This window comes from Sphingomonas sp. Leaf25 (genome assembly GCF_001421635.1).
Classification (GTDB): Bacteria; Pseudomonadota; Alphaproteobacteria; order Sphingomonadales; family Sphingomonadaceae; genus Sphingomonas.
Window position 1 is genome coordinate 134,584 of the sequence record NZ_LMKU01000012.1, and the last position, 20,486, is coordinate 155,069.

A 20,486-nucleotide genomic window follows, 5' to 3' on the forward strand; every position below is an offset into this window, starting at 1 on the left:
CATGACGCCCCTGCTCGTCAATATCCTGTGCGGCGTCGTGCTGGCGGTGTTGGTGGCGGTCGCCGGCTGGGCGTTGTGGCGCGGGCTGGCCGCCGCCCGCGCCGGCCGGGCGCAGGCGGCGCTGTTCGATTCGCTTCAGGCGACGCTGGCGGCATCGCCCGCGCTGTCGATGATCGTGCGCGCCGACGGGCGGCTGTATCTATCGCAGCCGCTGGCCGATCGGCTGGGCCATGCGGCGATGCCGGCGATGCTCGGCGACCTGTCGGGCGGCGAGGACGGGCTGGAGCCGGGTAGCGCCGACCGGCTGGTCGAGGCGATCACCGCCGCGCAGCGCGGGGGGCGGCCGTTCCGTACCGTCGTCCGCGCGACCGGATCCGCGCGCTCGCTGTTCGCGATCGGCGACCGCGCGCCCGACGAACTCCATGCGCCCGGTGGGGTGCTGGTATGGTTCTTCGACGCGACCGAATTTCACGACGAGATCGCGACGCTGGGCCATGAGGCCGAGGAATATCGCGCGGCGTTCGAGGCGCTCTCCAGCCTGATCGAAGCCGCGCCGATCCCGATGTGGTATCGCGACGACACGCTGCGTCTGGCGATGGTCAACACCGCCTATGTCCGCGCGGTCGATGCCGCCGATGCGTCGGAGGTGATCGGGCGGCAGGTCGAGCTGGTCGAGGGTGTCGGCCTTGGCGGACCGCTCGCCAGCGCGTCGATCGCGCGCGATACCGGACAGCCGCAGGCGGCGGCGATGCCGGCGACGATCGGTGGTGCGCGGCGGATGCTGCGCGTTCACGATACCCCCTTGCGCGATGGCGGCACCGGCGGCTTCGCGATCGACGTCCACGAGATCGAGGAGGCGCGTGGCGGATTGAAGCGCGCGCGCGATGCGCAGCGATCGATGCTCGACCGGCTGTCGGCGGGGGTCGCGCAATTCTCCGCCGACCGTACGCTGGAATTCTGCAACCAGCCGTTCCGGCGCACCTTTGCGATGCGCCCCGAATGGCTTGCCGACCGCCCCGAGTTCGACCGGGTGCTGGAGCGGATGCGCGAGGCCAAGCGCCTGCCCGAAGTGCGCGACTTTCCCGGCTGGAAGGCCGAGCGGCGCGACTGGTTCCGCGCGGCCGAAGGCGCTATCGAGGAACAATGGCATCTGCCCGGCGGCACGCACCTGCGCGTCGTGGCGCAGCCGCTGCCCGAGGGCGGGTTGCTGCTGATCTTCGAGGATCGCACCGAACAGGTGCAACTGGCCAGCGCGCGCGACACGCTGCTGCGCGTGCGGACCGCGACGTTCGACAATCTGTTCGAGGCGCTGGGCGTGTTCGCCGCCGACGGGCGCCTCCAGATCTGGAACGCCAAGTTCCGGCAGGTATGGGGGCTGGACGATGCGTTTCTCGACAGCCATCCGCGCGTGGATGCGCTGGCCGAACGGGTGGCGGACAGCCTTGCCAATCCGGGGCGGGCGACGCTGATCCCCGAACTGGTGCGCTTCGCCACGCAACAGCGGATGCAGCGATCGGGCCGGTTTGCGATGGCCGACGGGCGGCATTATGAATTCGGCGCGGTGCCGCTGCCCGATGGCAATGCGTTGCTGACGATGCTCGACATTTCCGACAGCCGCCGCGTCGAACAGGCGCTGCGCGATCGTAACGAAGCGCTGGAGGCGGCGGACCGAGTGAAGACCGCGTTCGTCGCGTCGATGAGCTACGAACTGCGCACGCCGCTGACCTCGATCAAGGGGTTCGCCGAGATGTTGCAGGGCGGCTATGCCGGCACACTGAGCGAGGATGGCGGACGCTATACCGACGCGATCCTCGAATCGGTCGAACGGTTGAGCGGGCTGATCGACGACACGCTCGACCTGACCGCCAACGAAACCGCGCCGATCGCGCGGGCGACGGTGCCGCTGAAACTGATCGCGGGACAGGCGGTCGAGGCGGTGCAGGGCGATGCGCAGGCGCGGGGCATCGAACTGGTGAGCGAGATCGCGCCGTCGGCCGGCGTGATGCTGGGCGATGCGCGGCGGCTGCGGCAGGCGATGGGGCATCTGCTCGACCATGCGATCACCGGGCTTAGGCCCGGTGGGCGCGTGCTGCTGCATATCGACGGCGATGCGGCGCGGGTGCGGATCGTGGTGTCCGACGATGGCCCCGGCATGTCGCCCGAGGCGGTGGCGCGCGCGTTCGACCGGTTCGCGCAGGCCGGCGCGTCGCGGGTCGGCGAACGCGCGCTGAGCGTCGACCTGCCGCTCGCCCGGCAGGCGGTCGAGGCGCATGGCGGGACGATCGAACTGGTATCGGAGAAGGGCGTGGGGACATTGGTCACGATCGACCTGCCGCGCGAACCATGATGCTGCTGGCGGACGAGGCGGCGATGCTCGCGCTGGGCGAGCGGCTGGCGAAGCTGGTGCGGGCGGGCGATGTCGTGGCGCTGTCGGGGCCGCTCGGCGCGGGCAAGACCAGTCTGGCGCGGGGCGTGCTGGCGGGGCTGGGGCTGGAGGGTGAGGCACCGTCGCCCAGTTTCGCGATCGTCCAGCCCTATGATCCGCCCGAAGTCGGCATCAGCGTGCTGCATGTCGACCTGTACCGCATCGAATCACCGGGCGAGGTCGTCGAACTGGGGCTGGACGAGGCGCGCGATACGGCGGTGTTGCTGATCGAATGGCCCGAGCGGTTGCCCGATGCGCAATGGGACGATGCGCTGTGGCTGACGCTGGCGTTCGCCGATGGCGGAGGGCGCAGCTTGACAGCGCGAGTGCCGCCCGCTTGGGAACACCGATGGCCGCTGATCTGAACCCGCGCGATGCGGCATCCGCTTTCCTGACCGCCGCTGGCTGGGGGAATGCGCGCGTCCTGCCGCTCGCGGTCGATGCGTCGTTCCGGCGCTATTACCGGGTCGAGGACGGCGCGCGCAGCGCGGTGCTGATGGACGCACCGCCGCCTGAGGACACGCGCAAGTTCGCGGGGGTGGCGGCATGGCTGACGACACGGGGCTTTCCCGCGCCAGCGATCCTCACCGACGATCCCGACGCCGGGTTCATGCTGGTCGAGGATTTCGGTGACGACCGGATGCGCGAGGCGCTCGACACCGCACCGGCGCGCGAGGGTGAGCTTTATGCGGCGGCGGTCGACCAGTTGCTGCGGTTGCAGCAGCATGAGGCAGCGCCGGTTCCGCCCTACGACCGTGCCTTCATCCTGCGCGAAGCCGATCTGATGATCGAATGGTATTGCGGCGCGCTGAACCTGACCGTCGATGCGGCGGGGTATCGCGCGGCATGGGACCGCGCGTTCGACGCGCTGGAACCGATGCCGGTCACGACCGTACTGCGCGACTATCATGCCGAAAATCTGATGCTGCTCGCCGACGGCCGGCTGGGGCTGCTCGATTTTCAGGACGCGCTGGCGGGGCATCCCGCCTATGACCTGATGTCGTTGTTGCAGGATGCCCGGCGCGACGTCAGCCCGGCGATCGAGGCGGCAATGCTCGCGCGCTACCGCGCCGCGACCGGGGCGGGCGAGGGGTTCGACGCCGCCTATCACCTGTTCGGCGCGCAGCGGAACGCCAAGATTCTCGGCATCTTCACCCGGTTGTGGCGGCGCGACGGCAAGCTGCGCTATGGCGCGCTGTGCCCGCGCGTCTGGGCCTATCTGGAGCGCGATCTGCGGCACCCGGCGCTAGGGGAACTGCGGCGCTGGTTCGACGACAATATCCCGGCGGACCGGCGCGGGAATCCACAGGAAATCGCATGACCACGCTTCGTTCGATCCGCCCCAATCCGCAGGCAGCGGTGCCCGAAACCGCGATGGTGATGGCAGCGGGGCTGGGCAAGCGCATGCGCCCGCTCACCGCGATGCGGCCCAAGCCGCTGGTCGAGGTCGCGGGCAAGCCGCTGATCGACCATGTGTTCGACCGGCTGCGCGCGGCGGGCGTGCAGCGTGCGGTGGTGAACGTCCACTACCTTGCCGATGCAATGGAAGCGCACCTCAGGCATCGGGTGAAGGGCATCGACATCGCGGTGTCCGACGAGCGGGGCCGGTTGCTGGAAACCGGCGGCGGGCTGGTGCAGGCGCGTGAGCTGATCGGGGACAAGCCGTTCGTCTGCGTCAACAGCGACAATCTGTGGGTCGACGGGCCGATCGATTCGATCCGGTTGTTGAGCGCGCTGTGGGATGACGCGACGATGGATGCGCTGCTGCTGTTGGTGCCGCTGGCGCAGGCGCAGAGCCACGGCGGACAGGGCGATTTTCACCTCGACGCGCTGGGGCGGATCACCGGGCGGCGCAAGCCGGGGCGGCTGGCGCCGTTCGTGTTCACCGGGGTGCAGATATTGTCGCCGCGGGTGATTGCCGACTGGCCCGAAGGCGCGTTCTCCACGAACCTGTTCTGGAACCGCGCGATCGAGGCGGGCCGCGCGTTCGGCGCGGTGCATCAGGGGCTGTGGTTCGATGTCGGCACGCCGGCGGCGATCCCCTATACCGAGGCAGTCCTCGCCGATGGCTGAGGCGAAGCGCCTCAACCTCTATACCATCCCGATCCATCGGGCGTTCGCCGATGCGCTGGCGGTCGGGCTGATCCGGCGCTTTGGTGGCGACCGGATGCGGCTGGCGCAGGGCGTGGTGCTGGTGCCGACCAACCGCGCCAAGCGGACGGTGCAGGAAGCGTTCGTCCGCGCGAGCGGCGGCGGGTTGCTGCTCCCCCGACTGGTCGCGATCGGCGATCCAGAAGTCGAGGAAGCCGCCGGGGCCTTCGCCGATCCGGCCGACGCGCCCGAACCGGTGCCGCCGGCGGTCGATCCGCTGGCAAGGCGGATGATCCTCGCCCGGCTGGTCAGCGAGGAGCGGACGCGCGCCGGTCGCCCGGTCGACGGGGCGGAGGCGATGCGGCTGGCGGGCGATCTCGCCAACACGCTCGACCAGTTGCTGGTCGAGGAGGTCGATCCGGCGCGGCTGGCCACGCTCGACGTCGATGAATCGCTGTCGGCGCATTGGGAACGCTCGCTCGAACTGTTCCGCATCGTCCTCGATCGCTGGCCGCACGAACTGGCGGCGCTGGGGCAGATCGACATGGCCGAGCGGCGCACATTGCTGTTGCGGCGGCTGTGCGCCCGCTGGACCGCCACGCCGCCGCGCGGGTTCGTCTGTTCGGCGGGCATCACCACCAATGCGCCCGCCGTGGCGCAGTTGCTGCGCTGTATCGCGGGGATGGAGCGCGGCATGGTGGTGCTGCCCGGCCTCGATACCGCGATGGACGACGGCGAATGGGCGTCGCTCGGGCCGCATGAACCCGATCCGGTGACGGGGCGGCGCAAGCGATCGATCGAAACGCATCCGCAGTTTCACCTCAAGCTGCTGCTCGACCGGATGCGGGTCGGCCGGCACGAATTCCTGCGCTGGCAGGCGGCGAGCGAGCATGACGCGACACCGACGCGCAGCCGGGCGATCGCCACCGCGCTGGCCCCGGCCGATCGTACCCACCACTGGATCGACGTACCGCCCGCCGACCGGCGGCTGTCGGGGGTGCGGATGGTCGAACTCGCCACCCCGGCCGAGGAAGCACAGGCGATTGCCATCGCGCTGCGCGAGGCATTGGAGACGCCGGCGCGCACCGCCGCGCTGGTGACGCCCGACCGGACGCTGGCGCGCCGGGTGGCGGCGCACATGGCGCGGTGGGACATCGCGATCGACGATTCGGCGGGGCAGCCGCTGTCGCTGATGGCACCGGGCACGCTGCTGCTCGCGCTGGTCGAGGCGGCGACACAGGGGTTCGCGCCGGTCGCGCTGTTGGCGCTGCTCAAGCATCCGCTGGTGCGACAGGACGGCGACCGGATCGGCTGGCTCGACGGGGTACGCCGGCTCGACCGCGCGCTCAGGGGGCCGCGCCCGGCGGCGGGACTGGCGGGCATCGACCGGCATCTGAGCGAGGGCGATCCGCGCGACGCGGCGATCCGCGCGGCGGCGCTGCCGTTCTGGGAAGAGGCGCGGGTGTTGCTGACGCCGCTGGCGCGCGCCTTTGCCGGCGGTCCGCAGCCGCTGGCCGATCTGCTGGCGGTGGTGCGCGAGAGCGCGACCGCGCTGGCGGGCGATGCGGCGTGGCGGCGGCCCGAAGGGCGCGGCGCGGCGGAACGCATCGCCGAGCTGGAGGCGCAGGCGTCGCTCGGGCCGCCGGTGATCGATCCGGCGGCGTTGCCGATGCTGCTGCGGTTGCTGCTGGACGAGGTGGCGGTGCGGCCGGCGCAGGGCGCGCATCCCCGGCTGGCGATCCTCGGGCTACTCGAAGCGCGGTTGCAGAGCGCCGACCTGATGATCCTGGGCGGGTTGAACGAGGGGGTGTGGCCCGCGCTGCCCGCGCCCGATCCGTGGCTGGCGCCGCGCATCCGGCAGGAACTGGGGCTGGCCGGTCTCGATCGGCGGATCGGGCTGTCGGCGTTCGATTTCGCGGCGGCATTGGGTGGGCGCGAGGTGGTGCTGACGCGGGCGGCGCGCGATGCGACCGCGCCGACGATCGCATCGCGGCTGTGGCTGCGGTTGCAGGCGCTCGACGAGGGGCTGGAACGGGCGGGCGCGTTGCGCGACTGGGCGCGGGCGATCGATACGCCGGCGGCGTTCGCCGCCGCGCTGCGCCCGGCACCACGGCCGCCGGTGGCGCTCCGGCCCCGGCGGATTTCGGTGACGGAAGTGGACCGGTTGAAGGCCGATCCTTATGCCTTTTATGCGCGGCGGATGTTGCGGCTGGTGCCGCTCGACGCGGTCGATGCCGATCCGAGCGCGGCGTGGCGCGGCACGGCGGTGCATGGCGTGCTGGAGCATTGGGCGGTCGAGGACGGGCTGGACCCGGCCAAGCTGCACCGCCGGCTGGAGGCGCTGCGCGACGATCCGCGCACCCATCCGCTGTTGCGTGCCTTGTGGGTGCCACGGTTGCGCGAGGCAATCGACTGGGTGGCCGCGTTCACCCACGAGAAGCTGGCCGAGGGGCGCAGCGTCATCGGTGTCGAGGCGGCGGGCCGGCTGGAGATCGCCGGGGTGGAGCTGACCGGCAAGGCCGACCGGATCGACCGGGCGGCGGACGGCACGCTGGCGATCATCGACTACAAGACCGGCAAGGCACCGAGCGCGAAGGCAGTAGCGGCAGGATACAGCCTGCAACTCGGTCTGTTGGGGCTGATGGCCGAGCGCGGGGCGTTCCCGCGGATCACGGGCACGGCGGCGGCGTTCGAATATTGGTCGCTGACCAAGGACAAGGACCGCTTCGGCAAGATGGCGACTCCGGTATCGGCGGATGGTTCGGGTGGCAGGAAGGTGGCGACCGCCGACTTCGTCGCGCTGGCGAAGCGGCATTTCGAGGAAGCGGTCGGGCGGTTCCTGACTGGCGACGAGGCGTTCGTCGCCAAGCTGGTGCCCGAACACGCCCCCTATGCCGAGTATGACCAGTTGATGCGTCGTGACGAATGGTATGGCCGTGAGTGAGGTAAAGGCGCTCCAGCGTCTGAAGGACGATCAGGCGGCGGCGAGCGATCCGCATCGCCATGTGTGGCTCTCCGCCTCGGCGGGGACCGGCAAGACGCACGTCCTGTCGGCGCGGGTGTTCCGGCTGCTGTTGCGCGGCGTCGATCCCGCCGCGATCCTGTGCCTGACCTTTACCAAGGCGGGCGCGGCCGAGATGGCCGAGCGGATTTCCTCGCGCCTCGCCCGCTGGGTACGGTTGCCGCGCGAGGAATTGAAGTTCGATCTGTTCGCGCTGGGCGAGGATGTGAACGACGACGCGCTGATCGCGCGCGCGCGGACGCTGTTCGCGCGGGTGCTCGATGCGCCGGGCGGCGGCGTGCGGATCCAGACGATCCACGGCTTCTGTCAGAGCCTGCTCGCCGGCTTCCCGGTCGAGGCGGGGCTGGTGCCGGGCTTCCGTCCGCTGGAGGCGCGCGAGGAAGCGGGCATGGCGCGCGAGGCGCTGGCCGAATTGCTGGTCGCGGAACAGCGCGGCGGATCGACACGGATCGGCGATGCGATCGCGGCGATGAGCCTGCGCATGGGCGAGGGCGCGGCCGAGGCGTATCTGCGCGAATGTGCGAGGCAGCCGCAGGCGATGGCGGAACTGTCGAGCGGCATTCAGCCGTTCCTCCGCCGCGCGTTCGATCTGCCGATGGGCGACATCGAGCAGGTGATCGCGAGCGAATGCAGCGACGACGCCTTCGATACCGACGCGCTCGAACGGCTTGCCGCCGCCAACCGGGCATGGGGAACGCCGACCGGGACGAAACTGTCGGGCGCGATCCTCGACTGGCTGGCGTCGCCGCCGCAGGATCGCGCGCGGCGGCTGGACGAGGTCCGCGCGATGTTCTTTACCCAGAAGGATACGCTGAAAGTCGCCAAGCCCAAGGTGCTGGCCGCCGAACCCGATCACGACGAACTGGCGACCGGGGTGGGCACGCGCGCCGCCGAACTGATCGCGCTGCGCGGACAGGCGGGCTATGCCGATGCGCTGGCCGGCGCGCTGGAGGCGGGGCGGGCCTATGCCGATGCCTATGCCCGCGCCAAGCGCCGTGTCGGCGGGGTCGATTTCGACGACCTGATCCGCGAGACGTTGAAGCTGCTGGCGCAACCCGGCATCGGCGAGTGGGTGCGCTTCAAGCTCGACCAGACGACCGAGCATGTCCTGATCGACGAGGCGCAGGACACCAATCCCCAGCAATGGGCGATCGTCCGGTCGTTGGTGGAGGAATATTTCAGCGGCGACGCGGTGCGCGCGGCGGGAATGCGGACGCTGTTCGTCGTCGGCGATTACAAACAGGCGATCTTCGGTTTCCAAGGCACCGATCCGATCTTCTTCGAGGCGGCGCACCGGGACTTCACGCGCCGTGCCGAACTGCCGCCGGGCTATCATGGCGCTGCCCGCGAGCTGGATACGCTGTCGCTGACGCACAGCTTCCGCACGACGCGGCCGGTGCTGGAATTCGTCGACGCGGCGATTGCCGCCTTGCCGGGCAACGGCATGGGGATCGACCGGCCAGAGGCGCACGCCAGCGAAGTGCCGGGGCCGGGCAGCGTAACGCTGTGGGCGCCGACCGTGGTCGAGGCGGCGGGCGACGACGAGGAAGGCTGGATCGACGATTCGACCCGCGTCATTGCCCGCGACATCGCGCGGGCGATCAAGGGCTGGATCGGCACGCTGCCGCTGGCGTCGAAAGGGCGGATGCTGGATGCGGGCGACGTGATGGTGCTGGTGAAGCGCCGCGGCGACCTCGCCTCGCTGATCGTCGCGCGCCTGTATGCCGAGGGAGTGCCGGTGGCGGGCGTCGACCGGCTGCGGCTCGACGCGCCGCTGGCGGTGCAGGATCTGCTGGCGGCGATCCGCTTCGCGCTCCAGCCCGACGACGACCTTAGTCTCGCCAATTTGCTGGTGTCGCCGCTGATCGGCTGGACGCAGGAGCAGTTGCTGGCCGGCGCGCTGCGCGAGGGCGGGAGCCTGTGGCGGCACCTGCGCCAGCGCGACAGCGAGGCGGTCGAGCCGTTGTCGCGCATCCTGCGCCGTGCCGATTTCACCACGCCCTATCGCTTCCTCGAGGAAATCCTGTCGGGCGAGCTGGACGGGCGGCGGCGGCTGGTCGCGCGGCTGGGCGCGGAAGCGCACGACCCGATCGACGAATTGCTCAATGCCGCGCTGTCATTCGAGGCGGTGGCGACGCCGTCGCTGCAACGCTTCGTCGAATGGTTCGACCGGGGCGAGGTGGAGATCAAGCGCGACGCAGGTGCGGCGGGCGGCGCGGTGCGGGTAATGACCGCGCATGGCTCCAAGGGGTTGCAGGCACCGCTGGTGTTGCTGGCGGATGCCGCGATCGATCCCGCCAAAAGTCGGCGCGACATCATCCGTTGGCGCCCTGATGGTCACGATGGCGAGGCGTTTCCGGTGTTTCGTCCGCGTCCCGCCGAACTCGGCACGCCGGTCGACGATGCCGCTGCGGCGGTCGACGCGCGCGAGCTTCAGGAACATTGGCGGCTGTTCTATGTCGCGGCGACTCGTGCCGAGGAACGGCTGGTGATCGCCGGCGCACCCTCGGCCCAATGCGCCGGCATTCCGCCGGCGCTCAGTTGGTACAGCGCGGCGGCGGCGGCATTCGATTCGCTGGGCGCGGCGGAGCAGGACGGCGAGCGGGTGTTCACCGGCACGCGCGACGAAGCGCCAGCCCCCGCGCGGCTGCGGCGTGCCGCGAGCCGGCCCGGCATGGCTGCCGTTCCCGACTGGCTGCATGTGCCCGCCCCGCGCGAGGCGCGGCCATCGCGCCCGCTGGCCCCGTCAGCGCTGGGCGAGGATGAGGTGGCCGATCCGCCGCCATCGGCGACGATGCGCGCGGCGGCGGAGCGCGGGCGGCTGCTCCACCAGTTGTTCGAACGCCTGCCCGACCTGCCGCGCGACGCGCGTGCCGATGCGGCCGAGCGCTGGCTGGCCGGGGCGGCGGGGGTGAGCGATGCCGGCCTGCGCCGACGGATGACGCGCGACGCGATGGCGATCCTCGACGATCCGCAGTTCGCCGACCTGTTCGGCCCCGATGCGCTGGCCGAAGCGCCGATCGCCGCCGCGTTGCCCGGCGGCGACGTGGTTGCCGGCACCGTCGACCGGCTGTGCATCGGCGACACGCGGGTCCGCGTGGTCGATTTCAAGACCGGGCGGCGGGTGCCCGCGTCGATCGAGGACATTCCGGTCTATCATCTCAAGCAGATGGCGGCCTATGCCGCCGCGCTGACGGTGATCTTTCCCGACCATGCGATCGAGGCGGCGCTGCTCTACACCGCCGGGCCGACGATGTTCGTGTTGCCCGACGCGCTGCTTGCCCGTCACAAGCCGGGCTATCGCGCGGGGGAACAAAGCTACGCGGGCGAAGCTTGAGGTCGCACGCCGCCGCCCATAGATACGGGGTCAAGAAGGAGAATTTCCCATGCCGACCAAGACCGTGACCGACACCAGCTTTTCCGCCGACGTGCTGCAATCCGACAAGCCGGTGCTGGTCGATTTCTGGGCGGACTGGTGCGGGCCGTGCAAGATGATCGCCCCGGCGCTCGAAGAGATCGCCGACGAACTGGGCGACAAGGTGACGATCGCCAAGGTCGACATCATGGCCAACCCCGAAATCGCCGGGTCGATGGGCGTCCAGTCGATTCCGCTGCTCAAGCTCTTCAAGAACGGCCAGCCGGTCGCCGACCTGCTCGGCGCGCGGCCCAAGAGCCAGTTGAAGGCGTGGCTCGAGGGTGAACTGGGCTGATGACACGAAGGGCGAAGATCGGTTCCGCGATCTTCGCCCTTCTGGTTTTGGCGTGTCTGGTCGTGGCGTTGGCGTCACGAACCCAAAGGCCTTCGGTCAAAGCGCTGTACGACCGAAGCGTCCTGTTCCTGACCGGGAACGATCCTCTCACCAGATGTTGGAAACGCGAACGAGACGGCTCATTCGAATTTGACGCCTTCATCGGTGCCCGTCGCTGCTACGACTTCGCGCCGCCCAAATCCTATGATGGCATCTATATCGACGAGTTCGAGGGCCAGCGGTTTGTGCCGCAGGAAAGGCTGAACGGACGATATGACCAGGTTCACCGAATCTGGTTCAGCATGGATGAACGGTCTGACCTTCGCATCGAACCGCTCGTCGGAATGCAGCGGACGGACAAAGGCGATGGCCGGACCCGGGTCTGGCGTGTTCGCTTTGTTGGTCGGGAACCCAAACGAACGGGACGCTATGGCCATATGGGCATGAGCCGTCGGATGGTGCTGATCGATCGACTGGTATCGGCCGATCAGCTCGCGACCTACGACGGCTATCTACCCGATGCCTTCGACCTACGCACGATCAACTCCGGTAATCGGCGTTGATCGAGATGTAGCCATGCGTCAGGTCGCAGGTCCATACCGTCGCATGGCCTTCGCCGAGGTTCAGGTTCACACCGATCTCGATGTCCTGCCCCTTGAGATGCGCGGCGACCGGGGCTTCGTCGTAGCCGGTGACGGCAAGACCGCCTTCGGCCACTTGCGTCGTGCCGAAGCGGATCGCGAGCTTGTCGCGTTCGGCCGGCTCGCCCGCCTTGCCGACCGCCATCACCACGCGGCCCCAGTTGGCGTCCTCGCCGGCGATGGCGGTCTTGACCAGCGGCGAATTGGCGATGCTCATCGCGATGCGGTGGGCGCTGCCATCGCTGCTCGCCCCCTCGACGGTCACGGCGATGAACTTCGATGCGCCTTCGCCGTCGCGGACCACCAGATGCGCGAGTTGACGGCACAGGTCGTGCAGTGCGGCGGCAAACGCGTCCGCGCCGTCATCGTCGAACGACGCGATCGGATCGCCGCCCGCCGCACCGGTTGCGAAGGCGAGCACGGTGTCGCTGGTCGAGGTATCGCCGTCGACCGTGATGCACGAGAAGGTCTGGCGATTGGCGGCTTCCAGCGCCGATTGCAGGAAGGCGGGATCGACCGCCGCATCGGTGAAAATGAAGCCGAGCATCGTCGCCATGTCGGGCGCGATCATCCCCGACCCCTTGATGATGCCGGCCAGCTTCACCGTGCGGTCGCCGACCTTGGCGGTGACGAACGCGCCCTTGGTGAAGGTGTCGGTGGTGCCGATCGTCTCGGCCGCCGCTTCCCAGTCGCACGGATTGGCGACGAAGGCGGCGTCGAGTCCCGCCTCCGCCTTGTCGATCGGCAACGGCACCCCGATCACCCCGGTCGAGGCGACGAACACGTCGGACGGCTGGCAGCCGACCGCCTGCGCGGTGCGCGCGGCGATCGCCTCCACGGCGGCACGGCCGCGGTCGCCGGTGAAGGCGTTCGAATTGCCGGCATTGACCACCAGCGCGCGTGCGCGGCCCAGCACCAGCGCCCGGCGGCACCATTCGACCTCGGGCGAGGGGCATTTGCTGTTGGTCAGCACGCCGGCCACTGCCGTCCCCTCGGCCAGCGTCGCGAAGGTCAGGTCGGTGCGGTCCCATGTCTTGTAGCGCGCGCGCGCGACCCGCAGCGTCACCCCGCCGATCGGCGGCAGCGCGGGAAACGGCGTGGCGAGCGGGGAGGTGGCAGTCGACATGGGCGTGGGTCCCGGTCTAGCCTGCACCGGACATGGGGCAGGGGATGGATATGCGGCGGTTCCTACGCATGGGCGCGGCGGTTGCAACGCTTTGTTGGGGTGGCGGGGTGCTGGCGCAGACCGATCCGGTGCCGATCGATCCGGCGTCGTGGGTAACGCACGACGATTTTCCCATCGACGCGCTGAAAGCCAACGAATCGGGCGTGGTCGTATTGAGCATGGACGTCGACGCGAAGGGAGCGATAACCGGCTGTACGATTACCCAATCGAGCGGGTCTGCGTCGCTGGATGCGACCAGTTGTCGCGTTATCCGGGAGCGGGGCCGGTTCACGCCGGCGACGGACGCCAAAGGGCATTCCGTGGCCTCGACGTTTCAACGGCGCATCAGATGGAGCAGTCCGACGGCCGAGGCGTCGCCGCTGTCGCCCTTCGCCGTGGTGATCCATTTGAAGCTTGGCGAGAAAGGGACAATTCTCGATTGTAAGACGCGCGAAAGCGGCGGGAAGGGCGAGAGTGTCCATGCCTGCTTGCAGGAAGATGGAAAATATACGGGTTTCGTCACCATGGATCTGGCCAGTTTCGGCCCCGGTATGCTGACGATATCCAACGTGTTCGAGGTGGACGGCATAGGGCTTGCGCCGAACCTGGCCACCGGAGCGGCCAGCGACATTCCGCCGTATTTTTCGCAAACCGACAGGCTGACCGTGGATGCGACGGGCAAGGTTGTGGCGTGCCAACGCCGGTCGTCGAGGGGGGCGGGTATCGCCGCCTGCTCCTATCCGGTGACCTACGAACCGAAGCCGGACCAGCCGGCCCGTCATGCAACGATGACCTACAGCATGGCCTTCCAGCCCGCGAAGTGACGCGCCCCGGCTGGACGCGGGGCCACCGCTTCCCTATGTCTCGAGCCTGTGCGACCGGCCATCCGTCGCAAAACGACAACGTCTGGACGACCTGCTTGCGTTTGCTGCTGTTTCTCTCCGCGCTGCTGACGGGCCTGACCGGCCTGTTGCCGGGCGTGGGCGCGCTTCAGGCGCGGCAGGTGGCGCAGGCGCAGGCAGTGGCTGGACAGATCGCGGTCGCGATCGTCGAGGCACCGTCGATGGCCGTCGCGCGTCCCGATCAGCCATGGCTGCGCAATCCACAGCCGCTTTTCTTGACGCCCGCGCCGCATGTCGCGGTGCGCGCGCGGACGCTGCGCACCCACGAATAGCGCGTACCCGGCGCCTTTCGTCCTCCCGTTATTTCCGCGCAGCCGCCGAACCCGTTGCGGTGCGCGCTCGCCATTTCAAGGAATACCAGCCCATGTTCGGTGGTCTCGCCAAATCCCTGTTCGGGTCGTCCAACGACCGGTACGTCAAGTCGCTCGGGTCGATCGTCACCAAGATCAACGAGTTCGAAGCGCGGTTGACCGCATTGTCCGACGAGGATCTGGCGGCGCAGACGCCGAAGTTGCGCGAACGGCTGGCGAACGGCGAAAAGATCGACTCGCTGCTCCCTGAAGCGTTCGCGACGGTCCGCGAGGCGTCGCGCCGGGTGCTCGGCATGCGCCATTTCGACGTGCAGATGGTCGGCGGCATCGTGCTCCACCGTGGCGAGATCGCCGAGATGCGCACCGGCGAGGGCAAGACGCTGGTCGCGACGCTGGCCTGTTACCTCAACGCGCTGCCCGGCGACGGCGTCCATGTCGTCACGGTCAACGACTATCTGGCGCGGCGCGATGCCGAGCAGATGGGCCGGGTCTATGGCTTCCTCGGCCTCACCACCGGCGTGATCGTGCCGAACCTGAGCGACGGTGAACGGCGCGCCGCCTATGGCAGCGACATCACCTATGGCACGAACAACGAGTTCGGCTTCGACTACCTGCGCGACAATATGAAGTTCGACCGCGCGTCGATGACGCAGCGGCCGTTCGCCTTCGCGATCGTCGACGAGGTCGATTCGATCCTGATCGACGAGGCGCGCACCCCGCTCATCATTTCGGGTCCGACCGATGACAAGTCGGACCTGTACCGTTCGGTGAACGAGGTCGTGCAGCGGCTGTCGGCCGACGATTACGAGAAGGACGAGAAGCAGAAGTCGATCGTGCTGACCGAGGACGGCACCGAGAAGGTCGAACGGATGCTGGAGGACGCCGGGCTGCTGATCGGCGCGAACCTGTATGATTTCGAGAACACGCAGGTCGTCCATCACGTCAACCAGGCGTTGCGCGCCAACATCATGTTCAAGCGCGACACCGATTACATCGTCAAGGACGGCAAGGTCGTCATCATCGACGAGTTCACTGGCCGCATGATGGACGGCCGCCGCTGGTCCGATGGTCTGCACCAGGCGACCGAGGCCAAGGAAGGCGTGACGATCGAGCCGGAGAACCAGACACTCGCATCGATCACCTTCCAGAATTATTTCCGCATGTATCCCAAGCTGTCGGGCATGACCGGCACGGCGGCGACCGAGGCGCCCGAATTCTTCGACATCTACAAGATGAACGTCGTGTCGATTCCGACCAACGTTCCCGTCCGCCGCGTCGACGAGGAAGACGAGTTCTACAAGACGCTCGAGGACAAGTTCCGGGCGATCGCCAAGAAGATCCGCGACCATGCCTCGCAGGGGCAGCCGGTGCTGGTCGGCACCGTCTCGATCGAGAAGTCCGAACTGCTCTCCGACTTTCTCACGCAGGAGCAGGTGGATCACAAGGTCCTGAACGCGCGCTATCACGAGATGGAAGCGCATATCGTGGCGCAGGCCGGGCGGCTGGGCGCGGTCACGATCGCAACCAACATGGCCGGGCGCGGCACCGACATCCAGTTGGGCGGCAACCTCGAATTCCGCATGCTCGACGAGCATCCCGATCTGGTCGAGGGCACCAGCGAATATGACGCGGTCGCCGCGCGTATCCGTGCCGAGATCATCGAGGAAAAACAGGCGGTGCTCGCCGCCGGTGGCCTGTTCGTGCTCGGCACCGAACGGCACGAGAGCCGCCGCATCGACAACCAGTTGCGCGGCCGCTCGGGCCGTCAGGGCGATCCGGGCCTGTCGCGCTTCTACCTGTGTCTCGACGACGATCTGCTGCGCATTTTCGGGCCGGACACGCTGTTCGCCAAGATGATGCGCAACAACATCGAGGACGGCGAGGCGATCGGCAGCAAGTGGCTGAGCCGCGCGATCGAGACAGCGCAGCGCAAGGTCGAGGCGCGCAACTATGACGTGCGCAAGCAGGTTGTCGAATATGACGACGTGATGAACGACCAGCGCAAGGTCATCTACGAACAGCGCGCCGACATCATGGATGCCGATGCGGTCGGCGACGTGGTGATCGACATGCGTCACGCGGTCGTCAATTCGGTGGTCGGCGCGGCGGTGCCGCCCGACAGCTATCCCGAACAATGGAATGTCGAAGGTCTGCGCGAACAGGCGCAGGAACTGCTGGGCGTCGACGCGCCGGTCGCCGACTGGGTCGCCAACGAGGACGGGCTTGACGCCGAGACGATCGAGGAGCGGGTCCGCGTCGAGGCCGACGCGCTGGTCGACCAGAAGGCGGCCGAACTCGATCCCGAGGGCTGGACGCAGATCGAGAAGTCGATCCTGCTCCAGACGCTCGACCATCACTGGAAGGAGCATCTGGCGATGCTCGACGCGCTGCGGGCGGTGATCCACCTGCGCGCCTATGCGCAGAAGACGCCGATCAACGAATATAAGCAGGAGGCGTTCGCGCTGTTCGAGCGGATGCTGTCGGGCATTCGCGAGGACGTGACGCGGACGATGGCGCATGCGAACTTCAATTTCGCCGCCCCGCCCGAACTGCCCGAACTGCCCGATTTCCTGACGATGCACATCGATCCGCTGACCGGCGAGGACGACACCTGGGACATCGATGCGGCGACGCGCGGATTGATCTCGACGCATGTGCCGACGCTGCAGATGCCGATCGGCGACGCGGAAGCATTGGGCGACGATCCGGCAAGCTGGGAAGGGCGGGTCAGCCGCAATGCGCCGTGCCCGTGCGGATCGGGGCGCAAGTACAAGCATTGCCACGGCGCGCTGGTGGCGTGAGGACGGGGGCGGGGCGGCAACGCCCCGTCAGTGACGCGAAAAGGCCGCTGTCCCGATGGACAGCGGCCTTTTGTTTATCGATCGGGGAAGGAGATCAGCGCCGTTCGACCGGCGCCGTCACCGTCGGACCGAGGCTGCGCAACACATCGCGGGCGTCGAACGCGTGGATGTTGTCGGCGGGTTTCGGACCACGGCCCAGCACGATCTCGGCCACCGCTTCATATTTGTCGACCGTACGAATATCGACCGAGCGGTCGAAGAACGGATCGCCCCAGAACGGGTCCCAGCTCCGCCAGCCAAACGCGCGGCTGCGATAGCGCCATGCCGGACCCCAGCCACCCCAGCCGAAGCCCGCGCCCCATCCGGGGCCGAACCCGCCACCGCCAAAGCCCGGCGTCGAATAGGTACGGCTGCGCAGGTTGGTATCGCGGTCGGCCAGGATGAAGTTGTCGAAGCCGCGCTCCAGCGTCAGTTGCGCCGCGCGATAGAGCAGATAACGCTCGACCGTCTCGCGCGACGTCAGGCTGTTGCCCGAAAAGCTGATCTGAAAGCGGTTCGCCTCGACCTGCTGGTCGCTGTAGCCGTTGCGATAGAAGCCGGTGCCGGTCGCTGGCTGATAGGGTGTCGGCGTGGCGCAGGCGGCGAGGGCCAGCGCTCCGGCGAAGGTCATGCCGATCGCCCGAAGGCGGGCACGGGGGGTAGGGTGCAGCAACATCAGTTTCTCCAATGCCGCCATGGTTCCCGACCGATGGCGAGTATCCTGATCGTTTGAACGAACGGTCGCCGGTTCGGGTCCGTAGGCCGGACCGGCGGACCGTGCAGGATATGAGATTAGCGGTGGCTGAACGGCATCCGTCGCAGCGTTCGAATTGCTTCAACTGCTGTGCTGTTCATGGTTAACGTCGTGATAACCGACGCGGTCTATGGGAGTCGCGAGGCAGGCGACGGGAGCGGAACGCATGACGATGGCAGAGACACCGGTAACGGTCGAACCCTGCGACCGGGAAGCCGCGCGCCGGCTGCGCGAGGAAATCCAGCGGCAGATCGGCCCGAGTTCGGGGCTGATCGCGATCGAGGATGATGATTTCGACGTGCAGCTTTTCGCCCGCCATCGCGCCGCGTCGGCACCGGTCGTGGCGGCAGGGCCGGTAGACCGGCTGACGATCGGGACGATCCTCGCCCGCAATTTTTCGCGGTTCATCCCGAATGTCAGCGACCGTATCCGGGTCGGCAACGCGGCCTGCAACGAACTGTTCGTCGCACTCGCGCGAGCGCAGGTCCGCGATACCGGCGTTTGACTGCATCCCGAAGGTTCGGGCGAAGCAATCGCAGACAATATCATGGATTGAGTAACAACGCCGTCGTGCGGCTGTGCCCGGAAGGAAGAACAGATCGCGTCTTCCGGGGTGTCGCTGGCTCCCTGAGTAGGATTCGAACCTACGGCCGCTCGATTAACAGTCGAGAGCTCTACCGCTGAGCTATCAGGGAACAACTGCGAGGCCGGGTCTTTAGCAGCCGAATCAGGCTTTGCAACGCCTAATTTTGCTTTTTACGCATCAGCCGGCGAACTGCTCCATGGTGATGCGGTCGTCGAGCGCGTGTTCGGGGTCGAACAGCAGCGTCAGGTCGCGCACCCGGTCGATCACGATGTCGACCTGCGCCACGTCGCGCACCTCGCGCTGGTCGGCGACCGCCGAGACGGGGCGCTTGTCCGGTTCGAGGACACGCAGCGAGATGCGCGCCTTGTCGGGCAGGATCGCGCCGCGCCAGCGACGCGGGCGGAACGGGCTGATCGGGGTCAGCGCCAGCATCGCCGACCCCATCGGCAGGATCGGGCCGTTGGCGGACAGATTGTAGGCGGTCGAGCCGGCCGGCGTGGCGGCGAGGATGCCGTCGCACACCAGTTCGGGCATCACGACGCGGTCGTTGACCGCGACTTCGAGCTTCGCGGTCTGGCGGGTTTCGCGCAGCAGCGAGACTTCGTTGATCGCCGGCAGCACGCGGACCTCGCCGTCCATCGTCGTCGCGGTCATGGTGAGCGGCGAGACGCGGAACGGCTTGGCGCGGCTCAGCCGCCGCTCGAGATCGTCGAGCCGCCATTCGTTCATCAGAAAGCCGATGGTGCCCAGATTCATGCCGAACACCGGCACCGTCCGCCGTCGTTCGAGCAGGGTGTGCAACACCTGCAACAAAAACCCGTCACCACCCAGCGCGACGATCAGGTCGGCATCCTCGATCCCACACCACTCGTAGCGTTCGCGCAGCATATCCTCGGCGGCGCGGGCTTGCGGGGTGGGCGAGGCGAGCAAGGCGAGGCGGGTCATCCGCCGGTCACGCTCATGTGGCGGGTGACGGCGGGGGCAGCGCCGGCCTCGATACGGAAGTCGTGCGCGGCGGGTTTCCTGGGCAACGCGGCGTCGAGCGCGGCGTCGAGCGCGTCGATGCCGCCGGTGCGCAGCGCATCCTTGAGGTCGACATGATCGTCATGGCCAAGACAGAGGTAGAGCTTGCCCTCGGTCGTCAGGCGCACGCGGTTGCAGCCGGCACAGAAATTCTCGGTCAGCGGCGAGATGAGGCCGAGGCGGTTGCCCTGTCCGCCGACCCGCCAGTAGCGTGCCGGGCCACCGGTGCGATGCTGGTCGCGGGTCAGGGTGAAGCGTTGCCCGAGCGTCTCGAACACGCGGGTGAGCGGCACGAACCGGTCGGTGCGGTCCTCGTCGATCGCGCCGAGCGGCATCGTCTCGATCAGCGAGAGGTCGTGGCCCTCGCGGCCGCACCAGGCCAGCATGTCGCCGACCTGATCCTCGTTCAGCCCTTTCAGCACCACCATGTTGATCTTGACCGCGATTGCAGCGTCGCGTGCGGCGGCGATGCCATCCAGCACCTGGGCAACGTCGCCGTGGCGGGTGACGTAGCGGAAGGTAGCGGGATCGAGGCTGTCGAGGCTGACATTGATTCGCCGGATGCCGGCATCGGCCAGCGCGGGCGCATGATCGCGCAGTCGGGTGGCATTGGTCGTCATCGTCAGTTCCGACAGGCCGCCGCCGTCCAGCATCCGCCCGAGCCGGCGGCACAAGTCGGTCACGTCGCGGCGGACCAGCGGCTCGCCGCCCGACAGACGGATCTTGTCGATGCCGCGCGCAACGAAGCGTTCGGCGATGACCGCGATTTCCTCAAGGCTCAACAAGCGGTTGCGCGGCAGGAAGGTCATCGCTTCGGACATGCAGTAGCGGCAACGCAGGTCGCAGCGGTCGGTGACGGAAATCCGCAGGTAGCGGATGGTTCGACCATGCGCATCGATCAGGGAAGGGGCGCAGGTCATTACCGCGAAGCTAGGGTGCGTTCACCGGCCATACAAGGTGTCCATTGCCCCCCCCGA

16 protein-coding genes and 1 tRNA gene are annotated in these 20,486 nt (G+C 68.2%); 12 read left to right on the forward strand and 5 right to left on the reverse strand.

All coding sequences use genetic code 11. The features are described 5' to 3' along the window. The first annotated feature begins 1 nt into the window (after window position 1). From ASE78_RS05275 to ASE78_RS18570, 8 genes are read left to right on the forward strand one after another with little or no spacing between them, the layout of a single operon-like run. Window positions 2–2,347: a sensor histidine kinase gene (locus tag ASE78_RS05275; RefSeq protein WP_056494212.1), complete on the forward strand. Its 2,346-nt coding sequence runs from the start codon at window positions 2–4 to the stop codon at window positions 2,345–2,347. Then, window positions 2,347–2,790, forward strand: a complete 444-nt coding sequence (gene tsaE / locus ASE78_RS05280) for a tRNA (adenosine(37)-N6)-threonylcarbamoyltransferase complex ATPase subunit type 1 TsaE (protein WP_056495211.1) — start codon at window positions 2,347–2,349, stop codon at window positions 2,788–2,790. Before ASE78_RS05275 ends, tsaE begins: the two co-directional genes overlap by 1 nt. Further along, window positions 2,775–3,746: an aminoglycoside phosphotransferase family protein gene (locus ASE78_RS05285; RefSeq protein ID WP_056494215.1), complete on the forward strand. Its 972-nt coding sequence runs from the start codon at window positions 2,775–2,777 to the stop codon at window positions 3,744–3,746. Before tsaE ends, ASE78_RS05285 begins: the two co-directional genes overlap by 16 nt. Further along, window positions 3,743–4,498, forward strand: a complete 756-nt coding sequence (locus ASE78_RS05290; protein WP_056494217.1) for a nucleotidyltransferase family protein — start codon at window positions 3,743–3,745, stop codon at window positions 4,496–4,498. The genes ASE78_RS05285 and ASE78_RS05290 overlap by 4 nt, the downstream gene beginning before the upstream one ends. After that, on the forward strand, window positions 4,491–7,460 hold the full coding sequence (gene addB, locus ASE78_RS05295; RefSeq protein ID WP_056494220.1) for a double-strand break repair protein AddB: 2,970 nt from the start codon (window positions 4,491–4,493) through the stop codon (window positions 7,458–7,460). Before ASE78_RS05290 ends, addB begins: the two co-directional genes overlap by 8 nt. Then, window positions 7,447–10,875, forward strand: a complete 3,429-nt coding sequence (gene addA, locus ASE78_RS05300; protein WP_056494223.1) for a double-strand break repair helicase AddA — start codon at window positions 7,447–7,449, stop codon at window positions 10,873–10,875. Before addB ends, addA begins: the two co-directional genes overlap by 14 nt. A 49-nt stretch (window positions 10,876–10,924) precedes the next feature. After that, on the forward strand, window positions 10,925–11,248 hold the full coding sequence (gene trxA / locus ASE78_RS05305) for a thioredoxin (protein WP_055755769.1): 324 nt from the start codon (window positions 10,925–10,927) through the stop codon (window positions 11,246–11,248). Beyond that, on the forward strand, window positions 11,248–11,850 hold the full coding sequence (locus ASE78_RS18570; protein WP_156351296.1) for a hypothetical protein: 603 nt from the start codon (window positions 11,248–11,250) through the stop codon (window positions 11,848–11,850). Before trxA ends, ASE78_RS18570 begins: the two co-directional genes overlap by 1 nt. Here ASE78_RS18570 and argJ read toward each other — a convergent pair. Next, window positions 11,828–13,054, reverse strand: a complete 1,227-nt coding sequence (argJ, locus tag ASE78_RS05315; protein WP_055755773.1) for a bifunctional glutamate N-acetyltransferase/amino-acid acetyltransferase ArgJ — start codon at window positions 13,052–13,054, stop codon at window positions 11,828–11,830. The genes ASE78_RS18570 and argJ overlap by 23 nt on opposite strands. A 32-nt stretch (window positions 13,055–13,086) precedes the next feature. Between argJ and ASE78_RS05320 the strand changes: the two genes are divergently transcribed. The 3 genes from ASE78_RS05320 (at window position 13,087) to secA (ending at window position 17,107) form a co-directional block, all read left to right on the forward strand. Next, the gene (locus ASE78_RS05320; protein ID WP_082467027.1) at window positions 13,087–13,917 is read left to right on the forward strand and encodes an energy transducer TonB; all 831 of its coding nucleotides are present in this window, start codon (window positions 13,087–13,089) and stop codon (window positions 13,915–13,917) included. A gap of 95 nt (window positions 13,918–14,012) precedes the next feature. Next, window positions 14,013–14,267: a hypothetical protein gene (locus ASE78_RS05325; RefSeq protein WP_056494232.1), complete on the forward strand. Its 255-nt coding sequence runs from the start codon at window positions 14,013–14,015 to the stop codon at window positions 14,265–14,267. 92 nt (window positions 14,268–14,359) lie between these two features. Continuing rightward, window positions 14,360–17,107: a preprotein translocase subunit SecA gene (secA, locus tag ASE78_RS05330; RefSeq protein WP_056494235.1), complete on the forward strand. Its 2,748-nt coding sequence runs from the start codon at window positions 14,360–14,362 to the stop codon at window positions 17,105–17,107. 94 nt (window positions 17,108–17,201) lie between these two features. Here secA and ASE78_RS05335 read toward each other — a convergent pair whose 3' ends face one another. Further along, window positions 17,202–17,822 (reverse strand): CC0125/CC1285 family lipoprotein, encoded by a 621-nt coding sequence (locus ASE78_RS05335; protein ID WP_414886759.1) that lies wholly within the window; start codon window positions 17,820–17,822, stop codon window positions 17,202–17,204. 244 nt (window positions 17,823–18,066) lie between these two features. Between ASE78_RS05335 and ASE78_RS05340 the strand changes: the two genes are divergently transcribed. Beyond that, window positions 18,067–18,405 (forward strand): hypothetical protein, encoded by a 339-nt coding sequence (locus ASE78_RS05340; protein WP_056494238.1) that lies wholly within the window; start codon window positions 18,067–18,069, stop codon window positions 18,403–18,405. Between the two features lie 115 nt (window positions 18,406–18,520). Here the strand turns inward: ASE78_RS05340 and ASE78_RS05345 are convergent. The 3 genes from ASE78_RS05345 to moaA form a co-directional block, all read right to left on the reverse strand. Continuing rightward, a tRNA-Asn gene (locus ASE78_RS05345) sits at window positions 18,521–18,595 on the reverse strand. 68 nt (window positions 18,596–18,663) lie between these two features. Further along, window positions 18,664–19,431: an NAD kinase gene (locus ASE78_RS05350; RefSeq protein ID WP_055755785.1), complete on the reverse strand. Its 768-nt coding sequence runs from the start codon at window positions 19,429–19,431 to the stop codon at window positions 18,664–18,666. Further along, on the reverse strand, window positions 19,428–20,429 hold the full coding sequence (gene moaA, locus ASE78_RS05355; protein ID WP_056494240.1) for a GTP 3',8-cyclase MoaA: 1,002 nt from the start codon (window positions 20,427–20,429) through the stop codon (window positions 19,428–19,430). The genes ASE78_RS05350 and moaA overlap by 4 nt, the downstream gene beginning before the upstream one ends. Window positions 20,430–20,486 lie beyond the last annotated feature (57 nt).

Coding starts and splice junctions, on each gene's coding strand:
- trxA (WP_055755769.1), top strand. CDS start 10,925: ATGCCGACCAAGACCGTGACCGACACCAGCTTTTCCGCCGACGTGCTG.
- addA (WP_056494223.1), top strand. CDS start 7,447: ATGGCCGTGAGTGAGGTAAAGGCGCTCCAGCGTCTGAAGGACGATCAG.
- ASE78_RS05340 (WP_056494238.1), top strand. CDS start 18,067: ATGACGATGGCAGAGACACCGGTAACGGTCGAACCCTGCGACCGGGAA.
- ASE78_RS05290 (WP_056494217.1), top strand. CDS start 3,743: ATGACCACGCTTCGTTCGATCCGCCCCAATCCGCAGGCAGCGGTGCCC.
- moaA (WP_056494240.1), bottom strand. CDS start 20,429: ATGACCTGCGCCCCTTCCCTGATCGATGCGCATGGTCGAACCATCCGC.
- ASE78_RS05350 (WP_055755785.1), bottom strand. CDS start 19,431: ATGACCCGCCTCGCCTTGCTCGCCTCGCCCACCCCGCAAGCCCGCGCC.
- ASE78_RS05335 (WP_414886759.1), bottom strand. CDS start 17,822: ATGTTGCTGCACCCTACCCCCCGTGCCCGCCTTCGGGCGATCGGCATG.
- secA (WP_056494235.1), top strand. CDS start 14,360: ATGTTCGGTGGTCTCGCCAAATCCCTGTTCGGGTCGTCCAACGACCGG.
- addB (WP_056494220.1), top strand. CDS start 4,491: ATGGCTGAGGCGAAGCGCCTCAACCTCTATACCATCCCGATCCATCGG.
- ASE78_RS05320 (WP_082467027.1), top strand. CDS start 13,087: ATGGGGCAGGGGATGGATATGCGGCGGTTCCTACGCATGGGCGCGGCG.
- ASE78_RS05275 (WP_056494212.1), top strand. CDS start 2: ATGACGCCCCTGCTCGTCAATATCCTGTGCGGCGTCGTGCTGGCGGTG.
- argJ (WP_055755773.1), bottom strand. CDS start 13,054: ATGTCGACTGCCACCTCCCCGCTCGCCACGCCGTTTCCCGCGCTGCCG.
- ASE78_RS18570 (WP_156351296.1), top strand. CDS start 11,248: ATGACACGAAGGGCGAAGATCGGTTCCGCGATCTTCGCCCTTCTGGTT.
- ASE78_RS05285 (WP_056494215.1), top strand. CDS start 2,775: ATGGCCGCTGATCTGAACCCGCGCGATGCGGCATCCGCTTTCCTGACC.
- tsaE (WP_056495211.1), top strand. CDS start 2,347: ATGCTGCTGGCGGACGAGGCGGCGATGCTCGCGCTGGGCGAGCGGCTG.